19 protein-coding genes are annotated in these 25,232 nt (G+C 45.1%); 12 read left to right on the plus strand and 7 right to left on the minus strand.

The window, feature by feature from the left end; genetic code table 11:
* Nucleotides 1-36: 36 nt before the first annotated feature.
* The 5 genes from ACSYSH_RS06545 to ACSYSH_RS06565 are packed head-to-tail and all read right to left on the minus strand — an operon-like array spanning nt 37 to nt 4,967.
* Complete coding sequence (locus ACSYSH_RS06545; RefSeq protein ID WP_252774292.1) at nt 37-732, minus strand: methionine ABC transporter permease; 696 nt, start codon at nt 730-732, stop codon at nt 37-39.
* Complete coding sequence (locus ACSYSH_RS06550; protein WP_491702641.1) at nt 729-1,811, minus strand: methionine ABC transporter ATP-binding protein; 1,083 nt, start codon at nt 1,809-1,811, stop codon at nt 729-731. The genes ACSYSH_RS06545 and ACSYSH_RS06550 overlap by 4 nt, the downstream gene beginning before the upstream one ends.
* Before the next feature lie 42 nt (nt 1,812-1,853).
* Nucleotides 1,854-3,191, minus strand: a complete 1,338-nt coding sequence (locus tag ACSYSH_RS06555) for a M20/M25/M40 family metallo-hydrolase (RefSeq protein WP_252774290.1) — start codon at nt 3,189-3,191, stop codon at nt 1,854-1,856.
* Between the two features lie 60 nt (nt 3,192-3,251).
* Complete coding sequence (locus ACSYSH_RS06560; RefSeq protein WP_489816294.1) at nt 3,252-4,091, minus strand: MetQ/NlpA family ABC transporter substrate-binding protein; 840 nt, start codon at nt 4,089-4,091, stop codon at nt 3,252-3,254.
* A gap of 36 nt (nt 4,092-4,127) precedes the next feature.
* Nucleotides 4,128-4,967, minus strand: coding sequence for a MetQ/NlpA family ABC transporter substrate-binding protein (locus tag ACSYSH_RS06565; protein ID WP_489816295.1), 840 nt, complete (start codon nt 4,965-4,967; stop codon nt 4,128-4,130).
* Between the two features lie 578 nt (nt 4,968-5,545).
* Between ACSYSH_RS06565 and ACSYSH_RS06570 the strand changes: the two genes are divergently transcribed.
* A complete protein-coding gene (locus ACSYSH_RS06570) occupies nt 5,546-6,034 on the plus strand; it encodes a P-loop NTPase family protein (RefSeq protein ID WP_491702140.1) in 489 nt (162 codons plus the stop codon).
* 48 nt (nt 6,035-6,082) lie between these two features.
* Here ACSYSH_RS06570 and ACSYSH_RS06575 read toward each other — a convergent pair whose 3' ends face one another.
* Nucleotides 6,083-7,504, minus strand: a complete 1,422-nt coding sequence (locus ACSYSH_RS06575) for a cryptochrome/photolyase family protein (RefSeq protein WP_491702139.1) — start codon at nt 7,502-7,504, stop codon at nt 6,083-6,085.
* 516 nt (nt 7,505-8,020) lie between these two features.
* On the opposite strand from ACSYSH_RS06575, the gene ACSYSH_RS06580 reads away from it, so the two are divergent.
* Both ACSYSH_RS06580 and ACSYSH_RS06585 read left to right on the plus strand, forming a co-directional pair.
* Nucleotides 8,021-10,699 carry a cation-translocating P-type ATPase gene (locus ACSYSH_RS06580; RefSeq protein ID WP_491702138.1) on the plus strand — a complete coding sequence of 893 codons (2,679 nt, stop codon included), beginning with the start codon at nt 8,021-8,023 and terminating at the stop codon, nt 10,697-10,699.
* A gap of 6 nt (nt 10,700-10,705) precedes the next feature.
* Entirely contained in the window at nt 10,706-11,143 is a 438-nt protein-coding gene (locus tag ACSYSH_RS06585; protein WP_489816298.1) for a chemotaxis protein, read from the plus strand.
* A 72-nt stretch (nt 11,144-11,215) separates the two neighbouring features.
* Here ACSYSH_RS06585 and ACSYSH_RS06590 read toward each other — a convergent pair whose 3' ends face one another.
* Nucleotides 11,216-12,214 (minus strand): glycosyltransferase, encoded by a 999-nt coding sequence (locus tag ACSYSH_RS06590; RefSeq protein WP_491702137.1) that lies wholly within the window; start codon nt 12,212-12,214, stop codon nt 11,216-11,218.
* A gap of 127 nt (nt 12,215-12,341) precedes the next feature.
* On the opposite strand from ACSYSH_RS06590, the gene ACSYSH_RS06595 reads away from it, so the two are divergent.
* The 9 genes from ACSYSH_RS06595 to murA all read left to right on the plus strand — a co-directional run bounded on the left by ACSYSH_RS06595 (nt 12,342) and on the right by murA (nt 25,158).
* A complete protein-coding gene (locus tag ACSYSH_RS06595; protein WP_489816300.1) occupies nt 12,342-13,790 on the plus strand; it encodes an ABC transporter substrate-binding protein/permease in 1,449 nt (482 codons plus the stop codon).
* Nucleotides 13,787-14,536, plus strand: a complete 750-nt coding sequence (locus tag ACSYSH_RS06600; protein ID WP_489816301.1) for an amino acid ABC transporter ATP-binding protein — start codon at nt 13,787-13,789, stop codon at nt 14,534-14,536. Before ACSYSH_RS06595 ends, ACSYSH_RS06600 begins: the two co-directional genes overlap by 4 nt.
* Nucleotides 14,537-14,580: 44 nt before the next feature.
* Nucleotides 14,581-16,026 (plus strand): ABC transporter substrate-binding protein/permease, encoded by a 1,446-nt coding sequence (locus ACSYSH_RS06605; RefSeq protein ID WP_252774280.1) that lies wholly within the window; start codon nt 14,581-14,583, stop codon nt 16,024-16,026.
* A gap of 53 nt (nt 16,027-16,079) precedes the next feature.
* Complete coding sequence (locus ACSYSH_RS06610; protein WP_491702136.1) at nt 16,080-17,150, plus strand: competence protein CoiA; 1,071 nt, start codon at nt 16,080-16,082, stop codon at nt 17,148-17,150.
* A gap of 76 nt (nt 17,151-17,226) precedes the next feature.
* On the plus strand, nt 17,227-19,020 hold the full coding sequence (gene pepF, locus ACSYSH_RS06615; RefSeq protein WP_491702135.1) for an oligoendopeptidase F: 1,794 nt from the start codon (nt 17,227-17,229) through the stop codon (nt 19,018-19,020).
* Nucleotides 19,021-19,039: 19 nt separating this feature from the next.
* Nucleotides 19,040-19,972 carry a phosphoglycerate dehydrogenase gene (locus ACSYSH_RS06620; protein WP_491702134.1) on the plus strand — a complete coding sequence of 311 codons (933 nt, stop codon included), beginning with the start codon at nt 19,040-19,042 and terminating at the stop codon, nt 19,970-19,972.
* Between the two features lie 321 nt (nt 19,973-20,293).
* Entirely contained in the window at nt 20,294-21,343 is a 1,050-nt protein-coding gene (gene pheS, locus ACSYSH_RS06625; protein ID WP_489816306.1) for a phenylalanine--tRNA ligase subunit alpha, read from the plus strand.
* Nucleotides 21,344-21,345: 2 nt separating this feature from the next.
* The gene (gene pheT, locus ACSYSH_RS06630; protein WP_252774275.1) at nt 21,346-23,802 is read left to right on the plus strand and encodes a phenylalanine--tRNA ligase subunit beta; all 2,457 of its coding nucleotides are present in this window, start codon (nt 21,346-21,348) and stop codon (nt 23,800-23,802) included.
* A 69-nt stretch (nt 23,803-23,871) separates the two neighbouring features.
* Nucleotides 23,872-25,158, plus strand: coding sequence for a UDP-N-acetylglucosamine 1-carboxyvinyltransferase (gene murA / locus ACSYSH_RS06635; RefSeq protein WP_491702133.1), 1,287 nt, complete (start codon nt 23,872-23,874; stop codon nt 25,156-25,158).
* The last annotated feature ends 74 nt before the right edge of the window (nt 25,159-25,232 follow it).

Raw genomic sequence — 25,232 nt, forward strand, 5'->3', positions numbered from 1 at the left:
CAACACATTGTGTTGCGCTCCTTTTGTACTGATTTTTTATTTGTGGTTATAGCGCTTAGCCAGGTAGTCACCCACGACTTGGACAATCAAGACGAGGACAAGAACCAAGAAAGTGGCCACTAAGGTCGTGTCATTGGCGAAACGGTTGTAACCGTAAGCAATCGCCATGTTTCCAAGACCACCGGCACCGATGGCACCGGCCATGGCTGTTAATCCAATCAAGGAAATCAACGTCACCGTTGACACCCGAATCAACTCGGACCGACCTTCGCGGAGGTAGACGCCAAAGACGATTTCGCTAAAGGAAGCTCCAACGGCCTGGGCAGCTTCGACAATCCCGGCATCAACTTCAGTCAAGGCAACCTGAACCTGCCGGGCGTAGAAGGGGAAGACGCCCAATGACAATGGGACCAAAGCGGCAGTAGAACCAATTTGCGTTCCAACAATGGTTTTTGTAACGGGGGCAATGAAGGCCAAAAGGATAATGAATGGAATTGCTCGGAAAATCGAAACAATCTTATCAAAAATCCAGAAAAGAACCTTGTTGGGGGTAATGCCACGAGGGCTTGTCACAACGAGGCCAAAACCAAAGATTAAGCCCAAGAGACCCCCGAAGATAGCAGACCAGAAGGTCATAAAGATTGTTTGGTTAATCGCTGTTAACCAACCAGTATCACCAGACCAGCCTTGATAAACGACGTTTGGAAATGTTTGTGAAAACCAATTACTCATGCTTGCTTTCCTTTCAAGATATCAACAGTAACGCCTTGGTCTTTTAAGGACTGCAAGCCGGCAGCCAAACCGTCGGCTGAGCCAGAGAGGATGACTAACAGAGAACCAACTTCAGTTCCTTGGAGAATCTCAACGTTACCATACAAGATGTTGGCGACAACTTCATACTTCTGATAAAGGGTGGTAATCAATGGTTCATTTGTACTGTTACCAGAGTAAGTTAGACGGGCAAAAATTTCGTTGTCGTTTAAGGATGTAATGGCATCCGATTCACCAATCGTTGCCAAAGCCTTGTCCTGGTTTGTGGCGGTTTCAATAAATTCTTTCGTTAAGGCGGCCTGTGGCTTGGTAAAGATATCCAAAGTTGAACCTTCTTCCAGGACTTGACCATCTTGCATGACTGCAACCTTGTTGGCAACTTCCTTGACCGCATCCATTTCGTGGGTAATCAAAAGAATGGTCAAGTTGTATTGCTGGTTTAATTTCTTCAAGAGGGCCAAAATTTGGTTGGTTGTCTTTGGATCCAAGGCAGAGGTTGCTTCATCTGAAATCAAAATTTCAGGATCATTGGCTAAGGCCCGAGCGATGGCGACACGTTGCTTTTGCCCACCTGAAAGTTGAGCAGGGAACTGGTCAGCTCGATCAGTCAATTCGACTAGTTCAAGCAATTCAGCAACCTTTGCCTTCTTTTCGTCGGCCTTTAATGGGCTGTGCTGCAAGGCGAAGGCAACGTTTTCGGCCACCGTACGCTCGTTGAGTAAGTTAAAGTGTTGAAAAATCATGCCAATCTTGCGGCGACGGTCGCGCAGCTCATTTGCCTTAATTTGGACACCGGTTTTACCAGTACCTTGATTGTCAAAGAATGTTTCGCCATTAACGATGACCCGGCCATTCGTTGGAACCTGGAGCAGGTTAATCACCCGGACCAAAGTGGACTTACCAGCTCCGGAATAACCAACAATTCCGAAGACATCTCCGCGGTTCACGTCAATGGAAACGTTTTTAACCGCCTCAATGGTTCGCTTCTTTTGTTGGAAGGTCACATCAACATTTTTTAAAGAAATAATTGGATTCGTCATTGATAAATTCTGGTGCTTACGCACTTTCCTTTCTGTTTGCTGCTAGTGATTAGCATAACTACCAATGATTAGTTTAACAAATTTTATGTTGTCTTCGTAATCAGTTAGGCGGATGTTTTCATTTGGAGCATGGTCTAAGGCGCCTTGGTAGCCGACCCCCAAAGAAATAATGGGGGCCTTGATAGCATTGTTGACATAGGCCATTGGGCCGGTCCCTGGTGAGGTTGGGGAAACAACGGGTTCACCGGGATAAAAGTCCTTGGCCAAGTCAATGACTTTTTCGATTTCAGGATCCGACATGTCTGACCGGTAGCCTGGTTGACCAAGGGTCTTTGTGACTGTTAAATCAGCGAAGCCCTGGTCGGCCAAAAAGTTTTGAATTTGTTTTAAGGTTTTGTCTGGATCCATGCCAGGCACAAGGCGAGCTTCTAATTTAGCGGTTGCTTCCGCTGGTAGAACCGTCTTAACACCCTGGCCTTCGTAGCCAGATGAGATTCCCTCGATATTAATACTTGGTTCGAAGTACAGGGCTTTTTTCCAATCGTCTCCACGCTTGTCGGTCAACAGCGGGGCAGTGATTTGGTGGCCCCTAACAAATTCTTCCTTGGTGCCTGGTAGAGCGGCAACCAAGTCCTTTTCTCGCTGGTTAGGGGCAATGACATCCTCATAGAAGCCAGGAACTTGAATGCGTCCAGTTTTTGGATCAAAGAGGGTCGCCAGTCCTTGACTTAAACGCCAAGCAGCAGAATCCACAACGGTTGCTAACGAGGAATGGAGGTCGCTGTCGGCTGTCTTGGCCGTCACATCGAAAGTTACAATTCCCTTATTACCACCACCAAGTTCAATTTGTCCCTGGTCGTCTTTATTACCGGACTCCCAGATGATTAAATCAGCTTTTAGTTCTGGGTGCTTAGCTAAGTAATCGTCCAAGTGTTGTGAGGCAGTTTCTTCGGAACCTTCAATTAGGAAGGTAATGTTGACGGGCAATTGGCCATCGTTTTCGTCTAAGTATTCAGCTAAGGCTGTGAAACGGGCCGTGATATTACCTTTATCGTCATCAACACCACGACCAATCAGATGACCATCTTTTTCAGTTAAAGTCCAAGGGTCTTGGTCCCAAAGATTGAAGGGTTCTGCTGGCTGAACGTCATAGTGGTTATAAATAATGAGGTTCTTTGCATCGGCTTGGTTACTGTGAAAGTGCGCGATGACCAGCGGTGCAAAGTAACTGTCGTCGACTTCAACATGGCCACCAAGCTTTTCCAAAGCTTGCCCCAGAAGGGCAGCCGTTTCGGGTAATTTTTCGTGCTTTGCTGAAACACTGGGGAGGGCAATCAATTCTTTTAAAAAAGTGAGGTATTCTTCTTGACGATTTGACATGAGTAATTTTCCTTTCGTGGTGGTCATTATATGTACGCGGGACAAGCCCGCATGATTGAATTACTTCTTGTAATCCCAAACAGTGATTTCGGCACCGTTGTAGTTCTTCTGAACCAATTCCTTGGTCTTAGCAGTTTGGATAGACTTGACAACGTCCTTGTAAATTTTCTTATCCTTATCGGACTTGTTGGCCGCAACGAAGTTAAAGAACTGCGTTGTGTTCTTGTTCAAACCTTCAACGTAGATAGCAGTGTTGAAGTCGATTCCTGCTGACTTGGCAAAGTTCGTGTTAATCACAGCGCCGGCAAACTTAGGGTCCTTCAATGACGTTGCAGTTTGTGAAGCATCGACTGGGACAATCTTCAAGTTCTTAGGGTTTGAGGTGATATCGTTTGGTGTGGCCTTGTTGGTGTCCTTGACCTTGATCAAACCAGCTTCAGCCAAGAGGTGGATACCACGGTTTTCGTTCGTCACATCGTTGGCAACGGCGATTTGGCTACCATCAGGGATGTCTTGGATTGACTTATACTTGTCTGAGTATAAACGTAATGGTGTTGTCCAGGTGTCACCGATTGAAACAATGTCCGTTTTGTTAGCTTTATTCCAGTTTTCCAAGAATGGGTAGTTTTGGAAGGCGTTCAAGTCGATGTCGTGGTTACTCAAAGCCTTGTTTGGCTGTGAGTAGTCGGAAAACTTAACTGTCTTCAAAGTAATGCCATACTTATCTTTGGCAGTCTTGGCGGCTTCTGCCCAGATTTGGTCTTCTGATTTGTCACCGTTCATGACCCCAATCTTAACCACTTTGTCACCCTGGCTACCGTGGTTAAAGAAACTGAAGTAACCAATGCCGACAATGGCTGCGGCGGCTACAATTCCAATAATCGTCTTTTTTGCACTCATAATATTTTTCTCTCTTTCCTATATTATCGAATCATTTTAATTAAATTGTTTGTCCCAAGCGGCAACTTCTGATTCACCATACTTTTCCTTGATCAATTGCTTGGTCTTGCTTGTTTGGTAAGCCTTGACAACGTCTTGGTAAATTTTCTTGTTCTTGTTCTTCTTTTGGGCAACGATGATGTTGACCCACTGGTGTGAATCCTTGTTCAAAGGTTCCACGAAGATGGCATCCTGGTACTTTAGGCCAGCTGACTGGGCATAATTACCATTGATGACGGCGCCTTGAACGTCAGGAAGGTTGCGAGCAGTTTGATCGGCGGAAACTTCCTTAATCTTCAAATTCTTTGGATTTGCGGTGATGTCCTTAGTTGTTGCGAGCGTCAATCCTGATTTCAACTCAATTAACCCAGCGTACTTTAAGAGGTAAAGGGCCCGACTTTCGTTTGATGGGTCATTTGGAACGACAATGGTGTCACCATTTTTAAAGTCGCTGACATTCTTGTATGTGTTGGAATATAATCGGATTGGGCTAATGGCGGTTTCACCGATTGAGGTTAATTCGTTGCCGTTCTTTTGGTTATAAGCATCTAAGAAGGCGTAGTGCTGGAAAGAGTTCAAATCAATGTCGCCGTTTTGCAAAGCCTTGTTTGGCTGTGAGTAATCGGAGAACTGCTTGAACTTAATCGTTATACCGTACTTATCCTTAGCCGTTTGGGCAACGCTCTTCCAAATATCATCGTCATCTTTGTTCGCTGACATAATGCCGACTGTCACCGTTTTATTACTACTCGTACCGTGATTGCCGAAGCTTGTATAAGCTAGTGCTGCGACTGCGACAACTGCGATACCAGAAATCAACCAACCTTTTTTTGACATTTTTTGCTATTATCTCCTTTTATTCTGATGTCTTGATTTTAATTTTAGCAACAAAAAAAGCCACTTCTATCTTTAAGATTTAAGACAGAAGCGACTTTCGCGTTACCATTCTGAGTTTTTGCCCAAAGTTACCTCGAGGCTGCTCACTAACCATCGGGCCCCGGGGAATGATCCTAGCCGAATGGTGTGCCCAAGTAACGAGGGCCAATCCGTCAACTACTAACGGTAAACCGAGTCGTAGTTGCCAATCACAGGTCATTTTCAAAAGCTTCCTTACCTTACCTTGCACCAACCGGTAAGTCTCTAGGCTAAGGGTACTTTTTACTTTCCTGATCAACTTGTTTGATATGATGTGTCTATACTACAAGATGTTCGCTTCCTTGTCAACAAAAATGATAAAAATTTTAATAAAAGTGCTAAATTAGCCCTTGTTTAGAACTATTATATTAAAAACATTGCTGATAGTATTAACAAAATGATATTGCAATGGCTCTGCTTTATTAGAAGTGACATGGTATTGGCGTGTGGTCTTTGATTGATATATTAGGAACAACGAGATGGTGATGGAGGTAATATAAATGGGAAAGTTAATTGTGATTCGAGGAAATTCGGGTAGTGGCAAAACGGTCACTGCGAATGCATTACATGAACAACTTGGTGAAAATAATTTATTAATTCCGCAAGACTATGTCCGCCGGACAATGCTACGAGTGAAAGATGTACCCAAAAATCTATCAATTAATCTAATCAAGGAGATTGCTTTGTTTGGGATTAAAAATTGTCGTTACACAATTATTGAGGGGATTCTCCCAGCTGCGAAATATGGCAAAATGCTGTCCGAACTAATTGAACAGGCTGACCAAAGCTTTATTTATTATTATGATTTGCCATTTGAGGAGACATTCAAGCGACATCAAGAAAAAAAGAACCCTGGCTTTAATGAGGTTGATTTAGCAAAGTGGTTTTTACCCCATGATTTATTACAGGTTGCAGGTGAAAGGATTATTGCCGTGAGTCTTGACCAAGAAACCGTTGTTCGAAAAATCATAGCTGATTTAGCTCATTAAAGATATGTTAAAAAAGAAAAGAAACCAACTGACCGGTTCCTTCTCCCTTTATGCATTTAAATTCTTATAGCTAGCGATTGCCCGTTTGCGGGCGAGGGCATGATCGACGATTGGTTTTGGATAATCTTTTCCAAGGATTACTTGGTATTTTTGCTGGTCTGCATCGCTCAGGCGGTCGATGTGGTGGATTTTATCGGCTGGCAAAGCAGCCAGTGCCGGGATGTATTGCTTAATAAATTGAGCATCCGGATCAAATTTTTCGGCCTGGGTGAACGGATTAAAAATGCGAAAATAAGGGACACTGTCCGTGCCGGTTGAAGCAGCCCACTGCCAGCCACCGATGTTGCTAGCAGGATCATAATCGACTAGTTTTTCTTGGAAGTATTGCTCGCCCCATGTCCAATTAATCAGTAAGTCCTTGGTTAAAAAGGAGGCAACAATCATTCGTAAGCGGTTATGAAGCCAACCAGTTTGGTTCAATTGCTGCATAGCCGCATCGATAATTGGAAAGCCGGTTGTGCCGTTTTTCCAGGCTGCAAACTGTGCCTCATCGTTGATCCAGGGGATGTTTTGAAACTTTGTGTTCACAGCCTGGTTCTTTTGGTCAGGGTAAATGGTGTAAATCATATTATAAAAGTCGCGCCAGCAGAGTTCCTTGATAAAGGTCTCTTTGCCTAGACTAGCTGGTTTTCGGCTGACCGCATCGTAAACCGTTCGGATCGAAATTTCACCAGTTCTTAAGTACCGTGATAAATGGCTCGTACCATCGAGGGCTGGAAAGTCTCGGTTCTGGTCGTAGTAGACTAATTTGTGAGAGACGAAGTCCGCTAAAGTGTTGGCAGCTTGTTGCTCACCAAGACTGTCTTGGTAGGCGTAGCTGTGGTTTTGATTGATTAACTTTTTGAGGTCGTCAAGGTGGTCTGTGAAAGGTTCTGCCAGCTGTTTATGACTAATTTCAATGCTGGCTAGAGCCGGCAACGGCTGATCTTTTTTAGAGGTTAGCCATTTTTTATAGTAGGGGGTAAAGATTTGATAGGCGCTTCCGTCTTGCTTTTTGATTGCTGAAGCGCTGGTTAGCGTAAAGTCCAAAAAGGGGTGGGCAACGATACCAAGTTTTTGTGAAAGGTAGCGGATGGTTTGCTGGTCCCTTTTGCGACCGTAACCACGCTCATCGAAATTCAGGTAGATGTCGCCGACTGAAGGGACTTTTGCTTTGATTTCTGTGACAATATCAATCACTGAACCAGTTTGAATTAAGAGGGTGAGATTGTCTTTGGCAAGGGACTCTTTAAAATGTAAGACGCTAGCAAAAAAGGCACTTTGGTTGACGCTTGCATCGTTTTGAACTTGCTGTGGGTCAATAATAAAGATCAAGATGACCTGATCGCTATTTTGGATGGCGGCCTGTAATGCCTGGTTGTCGGTGAGCCGCAGGTCCCTGCGAAACCACATGATACTTGTTTTTGTCATTTGTTTTCCTGATTAACGATGGCTTTTGAATGTTCGAGTTGAGAAATGAAAAATTAGCGCTGTTAACGGTACTTTGATTCTTTCGCTTAATTGGACGAGAAAAATTAGTTTTTTAACCGTCACTTTTCGTGCCAGTTAATATGGGGCTCATTTGTCATTATTCTCTATTTTATCTTACTTGTTGGCACTAGCAAAATGTTGTTGATGCATTGTGGCAAGGAAAGCACAGTTCTAATGTTTTAAATTCATTTAGAAATAGCAAAAATTACTATACAGCTGTAAAAATTCTGTTATACTGAAAACATAATATAATTTCTGAGGGAGTAACTGACGAAATGTTCGTGGCTGATAACCGTCAAAGCAAAACAGTAATGTTTTATATCGTGCAAGCTTTATCGCACCGGCTCAGCCTTAAACAGTGAGACTCATACCATGACGCTTTTTTGCGTTTGGTATGGGTCTTTTTCTTTTACCCAGACCAGATAAAAAAGAGAGTAGTAAGAAAAGGAGAGAATTGTGGCAAAACAACCATATCAAATTGATGTCACTGATTTGACCAGCGAGCTCAAGACAAATGCTCAAACTGGTTTAACCGAAGAACAAGTTCGCGACCGTTTGGCAAAGGATGGACCCAATGCCCTGGTTGCAAAGAAAAAGCGTAGTCTTTTTCAAAAGTTTGTTGACCAATTTAAGGATTTAATGATTGGAATCCTATTGGCTGCTGCCTTAGTCGCCGCCTTTACGGGGGAAACAACTGATGCCGCCTTTATTTTGGCCATCGTGATTATTAACGCCGTTTTCGGTGTCTTTCAAGAAAGCAAGGCCGAAGGGGCCATCGAGGCTTTAAAGGCTTTGGCGACACCAAAGGCTAGAGTAGTACGTGCTGGTCGCGACCAGGAAGTACTTGCCCCTGATTTGGTCGTGGGTGACCTCGTGTACCTGGAAGCCGGGGACGTTGTCCCAGCTGATTTGCGTTTGGTTTCTGTCGCTAACTTACAGGTGGAAGAATCAACTTTGACTGGCGAGTCAGTGCCAGTCGAAAAGACGGATGCCGTCTTGACTGGCGAAAACTTGCCGTTGGGGGACCAAGCAAACTTAGCTTTTATGAACGCTAATGTGACCTATGGAAAAGCAACCGGTATCGTGATTGCGACCGGCATGCAGACCCAAGTTGGTCAAATTGCAAAATCCCTCCAGTCAACGGATGAAACCAAGTCACCACTGCAAGAAAATTTGGCGCAACTGGGTCGAATCTTGACTTATTTAATCTTGGCGATTGCCACTTTGACATTCGTGGTCGGTTACTTTACCCAAGACGCCAAAGTGATTGACTTGATTTTGACTTCAATCTCTTTGGCCGTTGCAGCCATTCCTGAAGGATTGCCAGCCATTGTGACGGTTACTTTGGCCTTGGGAACAGCCCGGATGGCCAAGAAGGCTGCCTTGGTCCGGAAGTTGCCCGCTGTTGAAACTTTGGGCTCAACGGATATCATTGGTTCCGATAAGACTGGGACCTTGACCCAAAATAAGATGACCGTTGAAAAGTTGGTCTTGGCTGGGAAAATCGTTGATTTGCAGGCTGAAAATCCTTTTGAAGCCGACCAAGTCAACCCTGATTTGTTGAAATTGGCCGACTTACTGGCTTTGAATAACGATACAAAGGAAATCGATGATGGCTTGGTTGGGGATCCAACCGAAACAGCCTTGATTGCCTTTAATAAAAAGTACCGTCCAGCCTATACGGACACTTTGGCTCAAATGCCTCGGGTCAGTGAAATTCCATTTGATTCCGAACGTAAATTGATGACGACTATTCATCCAGTTGCTAAAGGTTACGAGGCAACTGTTAAGGGAGCGCCGGATTCGATTTTGGCTCGAGTCAGTCAGGTCTTAGATCACGGTCAAATCAGACCCGTGACTGAGGCTGATTTGGCCAAATATCAAGACATCAATGCTGAGTTAGCTGACCAGGCTCTCCGGGTCTTGGCCTTTGCCTACAAGGATTTGAATGCAGTGCCTGACAATCCGCAAGCAGATGTGGTGGAAAAGGACTTAATCTTGGTTGGTTTAATTGCCATGATTGATCCGGAACGTCCCGAAGTCAAGGGTGCCGTTTTTGAAGCAAAGAAGGCCGGCATCCAACCGATTATGATCACGGGTGACCACCCTAAGACTGCTGCTGCTATTGCCGGTCGTTTGGGCATCTTAACGGAGGAAGATGACCGTACCAAGGCGGTTATGACTGGCGCCGAATTAGATGAAATGTCAGAAGAGGCCTTCCAAGATCGGGTTAAGGATGTGCGCGTCTATGCCCGAGTTGCACCAGCCCACAAGGTTAAGATTGTTCAAGCCTGGCAAGGTAAGGGCAAGGTCGTGGCCATGACCGGAGACGGTGTGAATGATGCGCCGGCCTTGAAAACTGCCGATATCGGCGTTGCCATGGGTATTACCGGAACGGAAGTGTCTAAGGAAGCGGCCGATATGGTTTTGGCCGATGATAATTTCTCAACAATTGTTGCGGCTGTGAAGGAAGGTCGAAAGGTTTTTGCCAATATTCAAAAGGCCTTGCAGTACTTGCTGGCATCGAACTTGGCCGAAGTGATTGCCATCTTTATGATGACATTACTTGGTTGGGAAGTGCTGGCGCCTGTTATGATCCTGTGGATCAACTTGGTAACCGATACCTTGCCAGCGATTGCACTGGGATTGGAACCAGCCCAGAAGGGCGTGATGTCACAGAAGCCACGTGGTAAAACTGCTAACTTCTTGTCTGGCGGTGTCGGCCCAGCCATTATTTGGCAGGGAACGATGCAAGCCATCCTTGTTTTGGCGGTTTATGGCATTGCCTTGGCCTTCCCAGAGCACCAGGGATCAGAATTGATTCACGGGGATGCCTTGACGATGGCCTTTATGACCTTAGGGTTGATGCAGATGTTTAATGCCATTAATGTAAAGAGTGTTTACCAATCAGAGTTGGGACCACAGGCCTTTGCTAATAAGTTCTTCAACTGGGCCTTAGTTTTCTCACTCTTTGCCATGATGGCCGTTGTCTTTATCAAGCCATTGAACCCAATCTTCCACGTGACTTACCTTGACAGTCACCAGTGGTTGACGGTTGTCCTAGCAGCTTTTTCTATCATTGTGATTGTCGAACTGGTAAAATGGGTACAACGACAATTTTTCAATAAAGGATAAAGTATAGTGGCCAAATTTAACCCCAAGCAATTACAGTATTATCTTCAAGCACTTCAAGATGTTTTGACTAAGACACAGGAAACAGCTGACAGCGTTTCACCATTTTTCGTTAAGTTGGACTCAGCTAAGCAAGAATCAGCAGTCGCTGACATGCCTAAGGCTGATTTTGCCGAAGTAAAGGCGGAATTTGATGATGCTGTGGCTGTTTACCAAGAAAACGCAAAGACTTTAGCCGCCTTGACTGTCCCCGTTCGTTTTATGGGTGCCCACAAGACGTTGGCGAAAGCTTACCAAGACTATGCCGACGCAACAGCACTGATGGCTGATGCCTTGATCCTTGATGGCCAAAAAATTGACGACGAAAAATTTGCTCAATCTGAGGCTGACCAGGAAACTTACTTGAACAAAGTTCAAGCGCAAGTAGCTAAAATCTTTGGTGTATAAAAAAAGAGCACTGCAACCGACCAAGTCAAACGGTCGCTTCGCGGTGCTTTTTATGTGCTAATGGTCAATTGACTAGTTTTTATGAAAAAAATCAGTGACGCCTTTGAGTGTTTTTTTGGTAAAGGCCCCCTGGCTGACCTGTTCTCGCAGTGGCAAGAGGTTCGTTTGCCAATTTTGATACTGATCGGCCGTGATGGTTTTCATTCGCGCCTCTAGTTCGCTTAAATCTTTGATAGTAAAGCCAATCTGGTAGCGGTCAATTAACCGGCCAATCTGGCTTTCTTGCCAGGCAATGATTGGTAACCCAGCCTTGAGATAGAGACTGGCCTTATGTGGGGCATTGATTTTCGTGTAGCTTTGATAGTGGCGGGTATTAAAGTCGCTATCCCAAAGCAATCCAAACCCAGCACTTAAGTGGTTTTGAATGTCGTCAGGTTCAAAGTTGCCAGCCCATTGAATGTCGGCTGGCATCTGCCAATCACGCCATTTTTTAGGCCGGTTGCCAAATAACTTTAGTGCTGGCCCTTGGTAATCTTGTAACCAGGGGGCTTTTTGCCAAGTACCGGCATAATTTAGAATTTTTTGATAACTGGCAAGGGGTGGATTAGGACCCAAATAGTCAAAGAGGGGTTGAACAATTGTAGCTTGATTAACACCCATTTTTGCTAAGGATTCGCTCATTGCCTGTGAATGGGTGATGATGAGATTGGCCTTTTGTGCCAAAGCGAATTCTGTCGGGTCAGCTTTTGTTACTCGGAATGGTTCGAAATCGTGAATTAATAAGGCATAATTAGCTTTTTTGTCTTGAATAGCTGTCAACCATTCGGCTTCAAAATCAGCACTCATGTAGGTTGGAAATTGGTGGACCACGGTATCACCCGGTACAATCAGCTTGAGTGCCGCTTCGATGTGCTTTTGCCGCTCTTCTTTTGAGAAGCGTTGATCGTTGTAGCGTTCAAGTGGCAGGAGAGAGAAACCGCTTGTTTGAGCGATTTTGGCATAGTCGTCCTTAGCCTTTAAAGCCCCCTTGGGCATCCACGGTTCGATTGTTTGGGTAATCCAATTAGTCATGAAGTCTATTATAGCAGACTCCATTCAACCTTTCGGACTAGACCACTAACGTAATAAAAACTGACATTGTCAGTAAATGCCCTGTTAGTTTTTGATATAATAGGAACATTATGAAAAAGAGGTTATTATGAAAAAAGTACTAATGACTTTGGTGACTGCAGTGGCAGCCTTCCTGGCCTTTGGTGTGGCAAGCCAAAAGCCAGCTTCGGCCAGCGAACCCCACTACATTATCGCCACGGATGCTACTTACGCACCCTTTGATTTCCAAGATAAGAACAATAAGTACGTTGGTATTGACCAAGACATTTTGGCCGCCATTGCCAAGCGTGAAGGATTTACATATGAGTTAAAGCCAATGTCCTTCAACGCCGCTACCCAGGCCGTTGCTTCTGACCAGGCCGATGGGGTGATTGCTGGAATGTCAATCACTGACGCCCGTCGTCAGGTCTTTGATTTTTCAACGCCTTACTACCGGAGTGGAATTGGTTGGGCAACGGCCAAGGATTCAAAAATTAAGTCCTTGTCTGATTTGAAAGGGAAGACGGTCGCTTTGAAGACCGGGACTGCCGGTGCACAGTACGCCGAATCAATCCAAGCAAAGTATGGTTTCAAGATTACTTATTTCTCTGATTCCGATACTTCATACCGTGATGTCATCAACGGCAATTCGGACGCAACGTTCGGTGACCTGCCAGTTTTGCAGTATGCCGTTAAGAACGGAACAGAATTAAAGGTTCAAAATCCAAAGGATCCATTTAACGCTGGTGACTATGGTTTTGCCGTTAAGAAGGGTGCTAATGCTGCTTTGTTGGCTGCCTTTGACAAGGGCTTTGCGGCTATCAAAAAGGATGGTACTTATGACAAGATTGTCAACAAGTACTTGGATGCCAAGGCGTCAACCTTTACTGGTTCAGCCGCAGATAACAACTCTGTCTTTGGTATCTTGCGTTCAAACTCATCCGCCTTCTGGACTGGTTTGAAGGAAACGCTTTACTTGACAATTGTTGGAATTGTTTTGGCAACGATCTGGGGCTTGCTCTTGGGCGTTATGGGTGTGGCCAAGTCAAAGTTCTTGCGTGGCCTGGCAACAACCATCATCTATATCTTCCGGGGTATGCCAATGATGGTTTTGGCCTTCTTTATCTACATTGGTTTGCCTGGTGTGATTGGTGTGAAGATTCCTGCCTTTACGGCCGGTGTTTTGACCCTGATTTTAAATGAAGGAGCCTATACAGGTGCCTTCGTTCGCGGTGGTTTTAATTCCGTTGACGATGGTCAGATGGAAGCGGCTCGCTCATTAGGGCTTTCACATTCAAAAGCCATGCGTAAGGTAATTATTCCGCAAGGTTTGAAGTTAATGATTCCAAGCTTTATTAATCAATTTATTATTACCTTGAAGGACACGTCAATCTTGTCTGCAATCGGTATTTTGGAATTGACACAGACCGGTACGTTGATTGTTACTCGGAATTCACAGGGATTCCGTGTCTGGGCAATTATCGCTGTGATATACTTAATTGTAATTACGTTACTTACATGGTTGAGTAACTGGGTTGAAAAAAGGACACGAGCATGAGTGAAGAAAAGCAAGTGAAAGTACACGTTGATAAGGTTAATAAGTCATATGGCGATAACCATGTTTTGCGTGACATCTCTTTGGACGTGATGGCCAACGAAGTTGTTGTAATGATTGGACCTTCTGGTTCCGGAAAGTCAACCTTCTTGCGGATGTTAAATCAGTTAGAAATGCCAAATTCTGGTTTGGTTGAAGTTGATGGCTATGACATTTCTGATTCAAAGACTGATATTAATAAGGTTCGCGAAAACATCGGAATGGTGTTCCAGAACTTTAACCTCTTTAACAATTACACGGTTTTGCAAAACATTACTTTGGCACCTGTTCAATTGGGTAAGATGACCAAGGAAGAAGCAGATCAGCGTGGAAAGGAATTGTTAGAAACTGTTGGTCTGTCTGATAAGGCTGACAAATCAGTTAATTCATTGTCAGGTGGACAAAAGCAACGTGTTGCTATCGCCCGTGCTTTGGCAATGGACCCAGACATCATGCTCTTTGATGAACCAACATCAGCCTTGGATCCAGAAATGGTCGGCGATGTGTTGGATGTCATGAAGGATTTGGCAAAGTCAGGAATGACGATGATTATCGTTACCCACGAAATGGGCTTTGCCAAGCAAGTGGCTGACCGGGTTGTCTTCTTCGAATCTGGTAAGATTCAAGAATCTGGTACGCCTGAAGAAGTGTTTAATGCGCCAAAGAACGAACGTTTGCAAACGTTCTTGTCAAAGGTGATGCAAGCCTAAGGTCAATTGGTCGCTAACACGTAAAGATAGGAAGAATGAATACAATGGTCAACCAACGAGTAAAACCGATTTTGGTGGCGTTAACGCTTTTCTTGGGCTTTTTTGCCTTTGGAACGAAGGCCAGTGCCGCCGAACCCAATTATGTCATTTCAACTGATGCGACTTACGCACCCTTTGATTTCCAAGACAAAAATAATGAGTACGTCGGGATTGACCAAGATATTTTGAAAGAAGTGGCTAAGAGAAACCATTTCACCTATACATTGAAGCCAATGTCTTTTAACGCAGCTGCTCAAATGGTCGCAAACGGCCAGGCAGATGGGATTATTGCTGGAATGGCGATCACAGACGAACGAAAGCAAGTCTATGATGTTTCGGATCCATACTATAAGACTGGTGTTGCTTGGATTACCAAGAAGGGCTCCAAGATTAAGTCATTATCAGAATTGAAGGGCAAGACGGTTGCCTTGAAGTCTGGAACTGCTGCTTCAAATTACGGTTTGTCTTTGCAAAAAAAGTACGGTTTTAAGGTTAAGTACTTTAACGATACTGATACCATGTACAACGATGTTGTCAACGGTAACAGTGCTGCCACCTTTGAGGATATGCCCGTTATCCAGTACGCCATTAAAAACGGCTTGGATTTGGAAGTTAAGAATCCAAACAACCCAGGTAATGCCGGTGGCTATGGTTTCTTCGTTAAGAAGGGACAAAACCCACAGTTGATTGCTGATTTTAACAAGACCTTGAAGGAAATGAAGGCTGACGGTTCTTATCAAAAGATTGTTGATAAGTATTTGAAATCAGACCAAAAAAACTTTACTGGTTCAGCTTCTGATAACAACTCAACTTGGGGCATCTTGCGCTCAAACAAGAAGGCCTTCTTTGATGGTCTGGTGCAGACTATCCAGTTGACCGTTGCTGGTATTATCCTTGCTTCTTTGTGGGGCTTGTTGCTTGGTTTGATGGGTGTGGCAAAGTCAAAGGTCTTACGTGGGTTATCCACAACCATTATTTACGCCTTCCGTGGTCTGCCACTGATGGTCTTGGCTTTCTTCATTTACATTGGTTTGCCAGGCGTTATTGGAACGAAGATTCCAGCTTTCACGGCCGGTTTGTTGACGCTGATTTTGAATGAGGGCGCTTATACTGGGGCCTTTGTTCGCGGTGGTTTTGAAGCTGTTGACAGAGGACAGATGGAAGCGGCTCGCTCATTGGGATTGCCTTATGGCAAAGCAATGGCTAAGGTAGTTGTTCCGCAAGGTTTGAAGATTATGGTGCCGTCGTTTGTCAACCAGTTCATCATTACCTTGAAGGACACGTCAATCTTGTCTGCCATCGGAATTTTGGAATTGACACAAACGGGAACACTGATTGTTGCCCGGAATTCACAAGGGTTCCGTGTTTGGGCGATCATTGGTTTGATTTACATGATTGTGATTACGCTGTTGACTTGGTTCTCAAACTGGTTAAAGAAGCGTTTAAATTAATTAAAAATAATTTTAAAGGGCCTTCTCGTCTAACTGACTGAGAGGCCCTTTTTATGTTACTTGCGATTAATTCATTCAATCAATATTGCTTTGCCAATCTGGCTCATCGAAGTGAAAATTACCAGTGTCCGGCCTGTAAAAAACCGGTTGTTCTTCGTCAGGGACAACAAAATGTAGCCCACTTTGCTCACCAGGTCCAAACGGGCTGCCATGCCTTTACAGAAGGTGAAACAATCGATCATCTTTTGGGTAAGATGGCGCTTTACCAACATTTTGCAAAAGATTATCAGGTCGTAGTCGAACCTGTTTTAAGGCAAATTAGTCAGCGCCCTGATTTATTGGTGAAACGATCGCAAGGAAAAGATTTGGCAATCGAGTACCAATGTTCACCAATTGGTAAGAAACGTCTGCAAGAACGCAATCAAGGCCTACATAGTCTCGGACTAGAGGTTATGTGGGTTTTGGGACCTGACTACTATCACCGACGTTTGTCAGGCGAATTAACTTGTCGATTTCTTGATGACGGTCGGCTATTTTTTTATGTACCTAAGCAGAAGCGCTTTGAAACCCGCTTTAATTTTTCTAAGACGGACTTTCATAAGCTGCAGTATGAAAGCCGGACTGGTTTTGGGGCTGCCTTCTTGAGTGCAGTTAAGGGCAAGCGCCCAGAAAAACAGTTCACCTTACCGTCAGAAATTAACCAGAAAAGGTTAGTCGGCCCAACCAGTGACTTGGCCCAGCACCTACTCTACCAACGAACTAAACTGACCTTGCTGATGGTTCAGGGCCGTATTAACCTTGATTTGATTAATTATCTTTACGAACAGGGACATCGTCTTGACCAAATCCCGGACTGGTGTCTTTTAGGACAAGCCTTTGGCCTAGCAGTTCCAAACTGGCATTTTAGGTTAGTGCTTGTTTTGTTGTTGGAAAGAGTTGGCCTTAGCCATTGGATTTCTGAAAAAAGCCTTAGTGCCCGTTTAAGGCAGTATTTTTATCCCAGTTTTCAGGACCAAGAAAAAATCTTGCAAGCGACTTATGCTGATTTGGCATCCAGCGGGGTCATTTGCTTACAAGACAGTAAAATTCTAGTGATAAAGCTCCTGCAATTTGTCGCAGATTGAGATTGCTATGTTAAAATGATTAAAATATAAGAAAAAGGGGGGCCTGAAGCAAGTCAATGCCTTGGGCAACAACTACATGGGACAAATCACACGACAAGAAGTGCCAGCCAAACTGACTTGGGATTTAACCACAGTCTTTGCAGATGACCAGGCCTTTGAAGAAGCGTTTGCCGCTTTGAGGGATAGCTTGGCCGACTTGGACCAGTATGTCGGGCACCTTGGTGATTCTGCCCAGACTCTGTTGGCCGGTTTGGAAACAGATCTGCAAATCGAACGGTCATTTGAAAAGATTTACGTTTATGCCAATCAAAAATATGATGAAGATACGACAAACAACCACTACGCTGGTGTCTACGCCCAAACTCAAGACCTATTAGCCGCTGTGAGCCAAGCAACCGCTTTTTTCCAACCGGAAGTTTTGGCGATTGATGAACAGACTTTGGCCACTTACCTAGAAGATCAGGCTCTGGTGCCTTACCGTCATTTCTTCGATGTCTTGCTTTCAGAAAAGGCACACACACTGCCCGCAGATCAAGAGGCCCTGCTAGCCGGTGCCTCAACTGTTTTGTCATCGGCTGAACAAACTTTCTCGGCGCTGGACAACGCCGATATGGACTTTGGTGATGTCGTCACGGAAAACGGTGAAGTCGCAGAATTGACGAACGGCCTCTACGGCGTGATGCTGCGTTCTAAGAACCAGCCAACACGGCAGCAGGCCTTTACGACCATTTATGACGCTTATATGTCGTTGAAAAATACTTTCGCTTCAACGCTGTCTTCAACGGTTAAGAAACATAATTTCTTGGCGAAGACTCGTCACTACCAATCCGCGAAGGAAGCGGCCGTGCTGTCCAATCAGATTCCAACAGCCGTTTATGATACTTTGACTGACCGTGTTGAAAAGAACCTGCCACTTTTGCATCGTTACGTTGCATTGCGCAAGGAAGTCTTGGGCTTGGAAGAAGTTCATTCATACGACCTGTACGTTTCCTTGACAGATGATGTTGACTTGCCTGTTACCTATGATGCTGCACAAGAAATCGCCTTAAAAGCCTTAGCACCATTGGGTGATGATTATCTGGCAGTAGTCAAGAAGGCCTTTGCGGAGCGCTGGATTGACGTTGTTGAAAACAAGGGCAAACGGTCAGGTGCCTATTCTGGTGGCGCATACGATACCAACCCTTATATCTTGCTGAACTGGCAGGATACATTGGATAACGTCTATACTTTGGTACACGAAATGGGTCACACCGTTCATTCTTATTTGACTCGGCACAACCAGCCTTACCACTATGGTGATTATCCAATCTTTTTGGCCGAAATTGCTTCAACGACTAATGAGGCCCTCTTGACGGACTACCTGCTGAAGACTTATGATGACCCTAAGGTTCAAGCCTATGTTTTGAACCAATACTTAGACGGTTTTAAGGGCACGGTCTTCCGTCAAACGGAATTTGCTGACTTTGAAGCTTGGATTCATGATCAAGATGCTGCTGGCCAGCCACTGACGGCCGAAGCGATGGCCAATTATTATGGCGACTTGGATTCAAAGTTCTATGGTCCTGATTTGACTAAGGACCCAGAAATTGCTTATGAATGGTCACGAATTCCACACTTCTACTACAATTTTTACGTTTATCAGTACGCTACTGGTGAAGCGGCTGCCACAACACTGGCCCAAAACATTTTGGAAAAGGGTGAGGCAAAACGCTATAAGGACTATTTGAAAGCTGGTAACTCAGCTAGTCCATTAGAAGTTATTGCCAAGGCTGGCGTTGATATGACAGAAGGCGCATACTTAGATCAAGCCTTTGCCGTCTTTGAAGATCGGTTAAATCAGCTTGAGGCATTACTTGGTCAGGCAAAGTAAGAAGGGAGTTTCAATAATCATGGCGAAAATTTTAGTATTTGATGGGATTGATGAAAATGCACTTGCTCCATTAAAGCGAGCAGGCTTGGAAATCGTCTCAAACCCACAGGCAACATCAGAGGATTTTGCCAGTGATGATGAAGTCGTAGGCATCATTTTGATGATGTATAAGATTGACGGCGCGGTCATGGACCGTTTCCCAAACTTGAAGGTCATTGCTCGTCATGGTGTTGGTTATGACAACGTTGACTTGCAGGCTGCTAGTCAACGTGGCATTGCCGTCACGAACACACCCGGTGCTAATGCCGGTGCAGTTGCTGAAACAGCGGTTACGTTAATGTTGATGGCTGGTCGTTTGTTTGAAACCAGCCACGATGCCATTACAGACAAGAAGGCAGCCAATTATATGGCTGGTAAGAGTGGCCAGCAAGTTTCAGGCAAGATTGTTGGCATTATCGGCTTTGGACATATTGGGCAAGAAATCGCCAAATTATTGACTGGTTTTGGTGTTCACGTTTTGGCCTATGCGCGTCATGAGCGCAACGTTCCCAATGGTCGGATGGCTGACCTCGATGAAATCTTCCAACAGGCAGATTTTGTTGTTTCAGCTTTGCCCGCAACGCCAAGCACAACTGGCTTGATTGATCAAAAGGCCTTTGACCAGATGAAGGCAAGTACGGTCGTAGTCAATGTTGGTCGTGGACCAGTGATTGATGAAGCTGCTATGATTGCTAGCTTAAAATCTGGTAAGATTGCTGCTGCAGGACTGGATGTGGTTAACCAGGAGCCAATTAGTCCGGATAACGAATTATTGTCCCTGCCAAATGCCTTTGTCTTGCCACACGTTGCAGCGCACTCCAAGGAAGCGGATTTTGAAGTGGCTAAAACGGCCGTTAAAAATGTCTTAGCAGTTTTCGAGGGCAAACCTGCTGAAGACCAAGTCAACGATTAAATCAATCGCAATTTTTGAAACTGGCTAGTCAAAAACAGGCTAGGCGGTTTTCCTGATTTTTGTTATACTAGAAATACGATGAAGGACCTAGTAGGGGTCAGCCAGTAGCAAAGCGAGCGGTGTCTAGTGTAAGACCGTCTGTTGGTGCCTCGAATTTCAGTCTGGAGACTTTGGCTTAACAGTCAACGGTAAGCCGCCGATACCGGCCAAGAGTGCTGGCCTTTTGGTCAGAAACTGGGTGGTACCGCGGAAGTTCTCTTACGTCCCTTATGTTGTGCGAACAACATAAGGGACTTTTTATTTGGAAAAAGAGGAAGATGAATGACATTAATTGATGAATTACAGGCAATTGCTAAGCAAGCTGAGGCCGATTTGGCAGTAACGGGAGCCGACTTAGAGCAAGTTCGGGTGGCTTACCTGGGTAAAAAAGGAAAAATCACGACAGTTTTGAAGTCGATGAAGGACCTTTCAATCGAAGAAAAGAAGGCTGTCGGCCAGGTCGGTAATCAGGTTCGCCAACAAATCCAAGATAGCTTAGCAACCATGAAGGCTATTCAAGAAAAAGCCGCAATGGATGCCAAGTTGCAGGCGGAAACGCTTGATGTAACACTGCCGGGAACACAGCCCAAGTTGGGTAATCGGCATGTGTTGCAACAGATTATGGATGAAATCGAAAGCCATTTCTTGGGATTGGGCTACCAAGTGATTGATGACCCAAACGATTCACCCGAAGTGGAAACGGATGAGTATAACTTTGAACGGGAAAACCTGCCGAAGGATCACCCAGCTCGTGATATGCAGGATACTTTTTATGTGACACCAGAAATTTTACTGCGGACACAGACATCACCCGTGCAGTCACGGGCGTTGGAAAAGCATGACTTTTCTAAGGGACCATTGAAGATGATTGCACCGGGGAAGGTTTACCGCCGTGACACCGATGATGCGACGCACTCACATCAATTCCACCAAGTGGAAGGTCTGGTTGTTGGTAAGAATATTACCATGGCTGATTTGAAGGGGACATTGTTGTCAATTATGCAGGAACTTTTTGGTGAAAAGCACCAAATTCGTCTGCGTCCATCGTACTTCCCGTTTACGGAACCATCTGTCGAAGTTGACGTTTCTTGGAACGAAGTGACGGAAGATACCAAGCCAGAAGATATTCGTTGGATTGAAGTTTTGGGCGCCGGAATGACCCATCCAAACGTTTTGAAGATGGATGGTGTTGATCCAGAAGAATACTCAGCCTTTGCCTTTGGCTTAGGCCCTGACCGTTTTGCCATGTTGAAGTATGGCGTGGAAGACATTCGGCAATTCTACTTAAACGACGTCCGGGTCTTGAATCAATTTAATAAGCGGGGAAACTAATCATGAAGACCAACTTAAAATGGTTAAACGAATACTTACAGCCAGGACTTGATTTGAGCGAACAGGCTGTCTTAGATTTGGCACAGCAAATTGAATTGACCAGTGTGGAATTGGAATCCGTTGGAACGGCTGCTGCTAAGCAGTCCGGTCTTGTCGTTGTCCGAGTTGATTCGGTTGTGCCACATCCGGATTCTGATCACATGGTGATTACACAGGTTTTTGATGGTCAAGAAACAATTCAGGTCGTGACCGGTGCACCAAACGTGGCTGAGGGGCAGTTAGTTGTTTTGGCCCGTGTCGGGGCTCAGATTATTGACCGTGAAAGTGGCGACTTGGTGACAATCAAAGAGGCAAAACTCCGTGGTGAAAGTTCATATGGCATGTTGGTTGCCTTGCAAGAAATTGGCGTAGCCGACGCTGTAGCACCACTGGACTTTGAGCAAGGCATTCACGTTTTCACAGAAGAAGATGGTGTCAAGCCTGGAGATGATGCACTCGCAGTTTTGGGCCTCAAGGATCCGATAATTGATACTGATTTAACCCCGAACCGGGCCGACCTTTTGTCGATGCGGGGGATGGCCTATGAACTGGCTGCCATGACTAACCAAAAGGTGATGCTACCCCAGACAACTGTCTTGAGTGATCAATCAGAGTCAAATGCCGTGGTGACGGTTGCCGGAAACGCTGATTTGGCAACTGGATATGCAGTCCGTGTTTTGGGGCAAGTTAAAAACAGCCCATCACCTCTCTGGTTGCAAAGTCGCCTGTGGAATGCAGGTTTCAAGCCAGAAAATAAGATTACTGATTTGGCCAATTATTGGCTCTTGCTGACGGGACAACCTTTGCATGTTTATGACTTGGATAAATTAGCAACGATGCAGTTGGAAGTTCGCTTGGCAAAAGAGGGCGAAACATTACCTCAAGGCGAAGAAGAAAAGATGGCTCTCCGTGCTGGCCAGGATATTGTGGTTGCGGCCGGTGATCAAATTGTGTCTTTGGCAGGAATTGCCACGAATCCAGCAGTTGCAGTGACAGCTGATACAACGAAGGTCGTTGTTGAAGCTGGTCAGTTTAACCCAAGTCTTTTGCGGCAAAGTGCTCGCCGTCATAACCTACGATCAGAGTCTTCTTTCCGGTTTGAACGAGGAATTGACTTGGATCAAACCCTTGAAGTTCTGGATCAAGTGTCTGCTGAAATGGCTTTGTTGACCAAGGGGAAGATTGTTGTTGGTTTGAGCAAGTTTGGCTTTGCTTACCGGGCACCAGAAACGATTACTATCGGTCGGGATCGAATCAATCAAATTTTGGGAACGGATTTGTCAGTGGCAACAATTTCTGCTATTTTCAATCGCTTGGCGCTACCAATCGATGAAAAAACTGGTCAGTACACAGTAACCATTCCGGGTCGCCGGACGGATTTGACGATTCCAGCTGATTTGATTGAAGAGGTTGGCCGTCTTTACGGTTATGACAACCTACCAACGGCTTTGGTTGCAGGGCAAAGTACACCTGGTGATTTGACACCACGACAAAAGAAGATTCGTGCTAGTCGAGAAATTATGGAAAGTCTCGGATTTGATCAGGCCATTTCCTATGTCTTGACAACACCTGAAAAAGCAACAGCTTTTAATTTGGATCGAAACCGGGCTGTGGTGGCCTTGGACTACCCAATGTCATCGGATCGGACGACTATTCGACAAAATCTTGTGTCTGGTTTGTTGGATGACGTGGCCTATAACGTGGCTCGCTCGATTAAGGACATTGCCCTCTACGAGCAGGGACGAATTTTCTTGGCGCAAGGCGAAAACGTGCAGCCGGAAGAACGTGAGCACTTAGCCGGTGTTTTGGTCGGCAATGTGGCTGAATCGAGCTGGCAAACGGGTGAAAAAGATGAGACTGCTGATTTTTATGATATCAAGGGTCGGCTAGAGGTGTATTTACAAACGATTGGCCTTGATTCAAATGCAGTTCGCTTTGAACAAAGTTCACAACATGAAGCCATGCATCCGGGGCAGACGGCAGATGTTTATCTTGGTTCAACTTACCTTGGCTTTGTTGGTCAAATTCATCCGGCTGTTTTGGCGAATGCCAAGTTGCCGGCAGTCTTTGCCTTTGAAATTGACCTGGAAGCAGTCATTGCTCATTCACAGGCACCGGTTGCTTATCAACCTGTTTCAAAGTATCCACAGATTAGTCGTGATTTGGCTGTCTTGGTTGATGACAGTATCGACCAACAGCAGGTCTTTGACGTGATTAAAGCAAATGGTGGGGCTTACCTTCAAAATGTTACTTTCTTTGACTTGTATACGGGTCAGGGGCTGCCAGTGGGGAAGAAGTCGTTGGCGTATGAGTTGACTTATCAAGACAAGACTGACACCCTAGTTGAACCGGTTGTCACAGCAGCCTTTGAAAAGATGACGGCAACTTTGACAGCGGAATTAGGTGCGGAAATCCGCTGATTTTGATTGTCATGTTGTAACAAAAACGATATAATTAGGGTAAAACCACAAACAAGTAGGATAGCCCTTATGGCAAAAATTATTATTAACGGTGGCCACAAGATTTCAGGTGCGGTAACCATTGGCGGAGCTAAGAACTCAACGGTTGCATTGATTCCCGCCGCAATTCTGGCCGACACGCCGGTCAACTTTGACAACGTTCCACAAATTTTAGATGTTAAAAACTTACAGTATATTCTCGCTGCGATGAACGTTCGTTCTAATTTCGCGAATGGTGATCTTTCGATTGATCCAACCACAATCACGGAATCTGAATTGCCTTCAACGGCCATTAAATCATTGCGGGCCTCTTATTACTTCATGGGAGCGTTGCTGGGCCGCTTTGGTCGAGCAACGGTGACTTTTCCTGGTGGTGATAACCTCGGATCACGACCAATCGATCAGCACATTAAAGGCTTTGAAGCATTGGGTGCAACGGTGACTGAAGTTGGTGATGTGATTACCCTTGACGCAACTGCCCACGGCTTGACTGGGGCACGGATAACTCTTGATACGGTTTCTGTTGGGGCTACTATCAATATTATTTTGGCTGCCGTAAGGGCTAAGGGGCAGACGATTATTGAAAACGTGGCCAAGGAACCGGAAATTATCGATATTGCGACTTTCTTGAACAACATGGGGGCCAATATCCGTGGCGCTGGAACCGATACGATTCGCATCACGGGTGTTGACCGCTTGGAAGCGCGTAATACCCACACAGTGATTCCCGATCGGATTGAGGCGGGCACGTACATGGCCATGGCTGCGGCCTTTGGTGATGGTGTCACCATCAAAAACGTCATTCCAGAACACTTGGAGTCCTACACTTCAAAGTTGTTGGAAATGGGTGTTGATATGCAGATCGGTGAGGATTCAGTCTTTATTGGGCCGAGCCATGATTTGAAGCCTGTTGCCATTAAGACGATGCCATATCCTGGTTTTGCGACTGATTTGCAACAACCCATCACACCACTTTTGTTTTTAGCTGAAGGCGAAAGCACGATTACTGAGACCATCTATCCAATGCGTAATAAGCATATTGCCGAATTGCGACGGATGGGTGCAGAGTTATCGTCATTAAACCCAGGTGAAATCAAGGTCAACCATTCTGAACGTTTAGTTGGCGCAACGGTGGAAGCGGCTGAGATTCGTGCAGGCGCCGCCTTGGTCATTGCCGGGATTATGGCCGATGGTCAAACCGTGATTGAAAACGCCACTCATATTTTGCGAGGTTACGACCGCTTGGCTGATAAATTAGCTTCTTTGGGCGTTGATTTAACAATTGAAGGTGTTGATTTAATTAACTTGATGCCTTAACCTTGCATGGATAATATCGCTGTGATAAAATAGTTAAGTTAATAACTGACTCTGATTTAATAAAATCAGGGCGC

The sequence above is a fragment of the Fructobacillus sp. ESL1117 genome, from assembly GCF_058508565.1.

Excerpts from the sequence above, each read along its gene's own strand:
- ACSYSH_RS06595 (WP_489816300.1), top strand. The coding sequence starts at position 12,342 with ATGAAAAAAGTACTAATGACTTTGGTGACTGCAGTGGCAGCCTTCCTG.
- ACSYSH_RS06620 (WP_491702134.1), top strand. The coding sequence starts at position 19,040 with ATGGCGAAAATTTTAGTATTTGATGGGATTGATGAAAATGCACTTGCT.
- ACSYSH_RS06560 (WP_489816294.1), bottom strand. The coding sequence starts at position 4,091 with ATGAGTGCAAAAAAGACGATTATTGGAATTGTAGCCGCCGCAGCCATT.
- ACSYSH_RS06565 (WP_489816295.1), bottom strand. The coding sequence starts at position 4,967 with ATGTCAAAAAAAGGTTGGTTGATTTCTGGTATCGCAGTTGTCGCAGTC.
- ACSYSH_RS06575 (WP_491702139.1), bottom strand. The coding sequence starts at position 7,504 with ATGACAAAAACAAGTATCATGTGGTTTCGCAGGGACCTGCGGCTCACC.
- murA (WP_491702133.1), top strand. The coding sequence starts at position 23,872 with ATGGCAAAAATTATTATTAACGGTGGCCACAAGATTTCAGGTGCGGTA.
- ACSYSH_RS06605 (WP_252774280.1), top strand. The coding sequence starts at position 14,581 with ATGGTCAACCAACGAGTAAAACCGATTTTGGTGGCGTTAACGCTTTTC.
- ACSYSH_RS06600 (WP_489816301.1), top strand. The coding sequence starts at position 13,787 with ATGAGTGAAGAAAAGCAAGTGAAAGTACACGTTGATAAGGTTAATAAG.
- pheT (WP_252774275.1), top strand. The coding sequence starts at position 21,346 with ATGAAGACCAACTTAAAATGGTTAAACGAATACTTACAGCCAGGACTT.
- ACSYSH_RS06545 (WP_252774292.1), bottom strand. The coding sequence starts at position 732 with ATGAGTAATTGGTTTTCACAAACATTTCCAAACGTCGTTTATCAAGGC.
- pheS (WP_489816306.1), top strand. The coding sequence starts at position 20,294 with ATGACATTAATTGATGAATTACAGGCAATTGCTAAGCAAGCTGAGGCC.
- ACSYSH_RS06555 (WP_252774290.1), bottom strand. The coding sequence starts at position 3,191 with ATGTCAAATCGTCAAGAAGAATACCTCACTTTTTTAAAAGAATTGATT.
- ACSYSH_RS06590 (WP_491702137.1), bottom strand. The coding sequence starts at position 12,214 with ATGACTAATTGGATTACCCAAACAATCGAACCGTGGATGCCCAAGGGG.
- ACSYSH_RS06610 (WP_491702136.1), top strand. The coding sequence starts at position 16,080 with ATGTTACTTGCGATTAATTCATTCAATCAATATTGCTTTGCCAATCTG.
- ACSYSH_RS06570 (WP_491702140.1), top strand. The coding sequence starts at position 5,546 with ATGGGAAAGTTAATTGTGATTCGAGGAAATTCGGGTAGTGGCAAAACG.
- pepF (WP_491702135.1), top strand. The coding sequence starts at position 17,227 with ATGGGACAAATCACACGACAAGAAGTGCCAGCCAAACTGACTTGGGAT.
- ACSYSH_RS06550 (WP_491702641.1), bottom strand. The coding sequence starts at position 1,811 with ATGACGAATCCAATTATTTCTTTAAAAAATGTTGATGTGACCTTCCAA.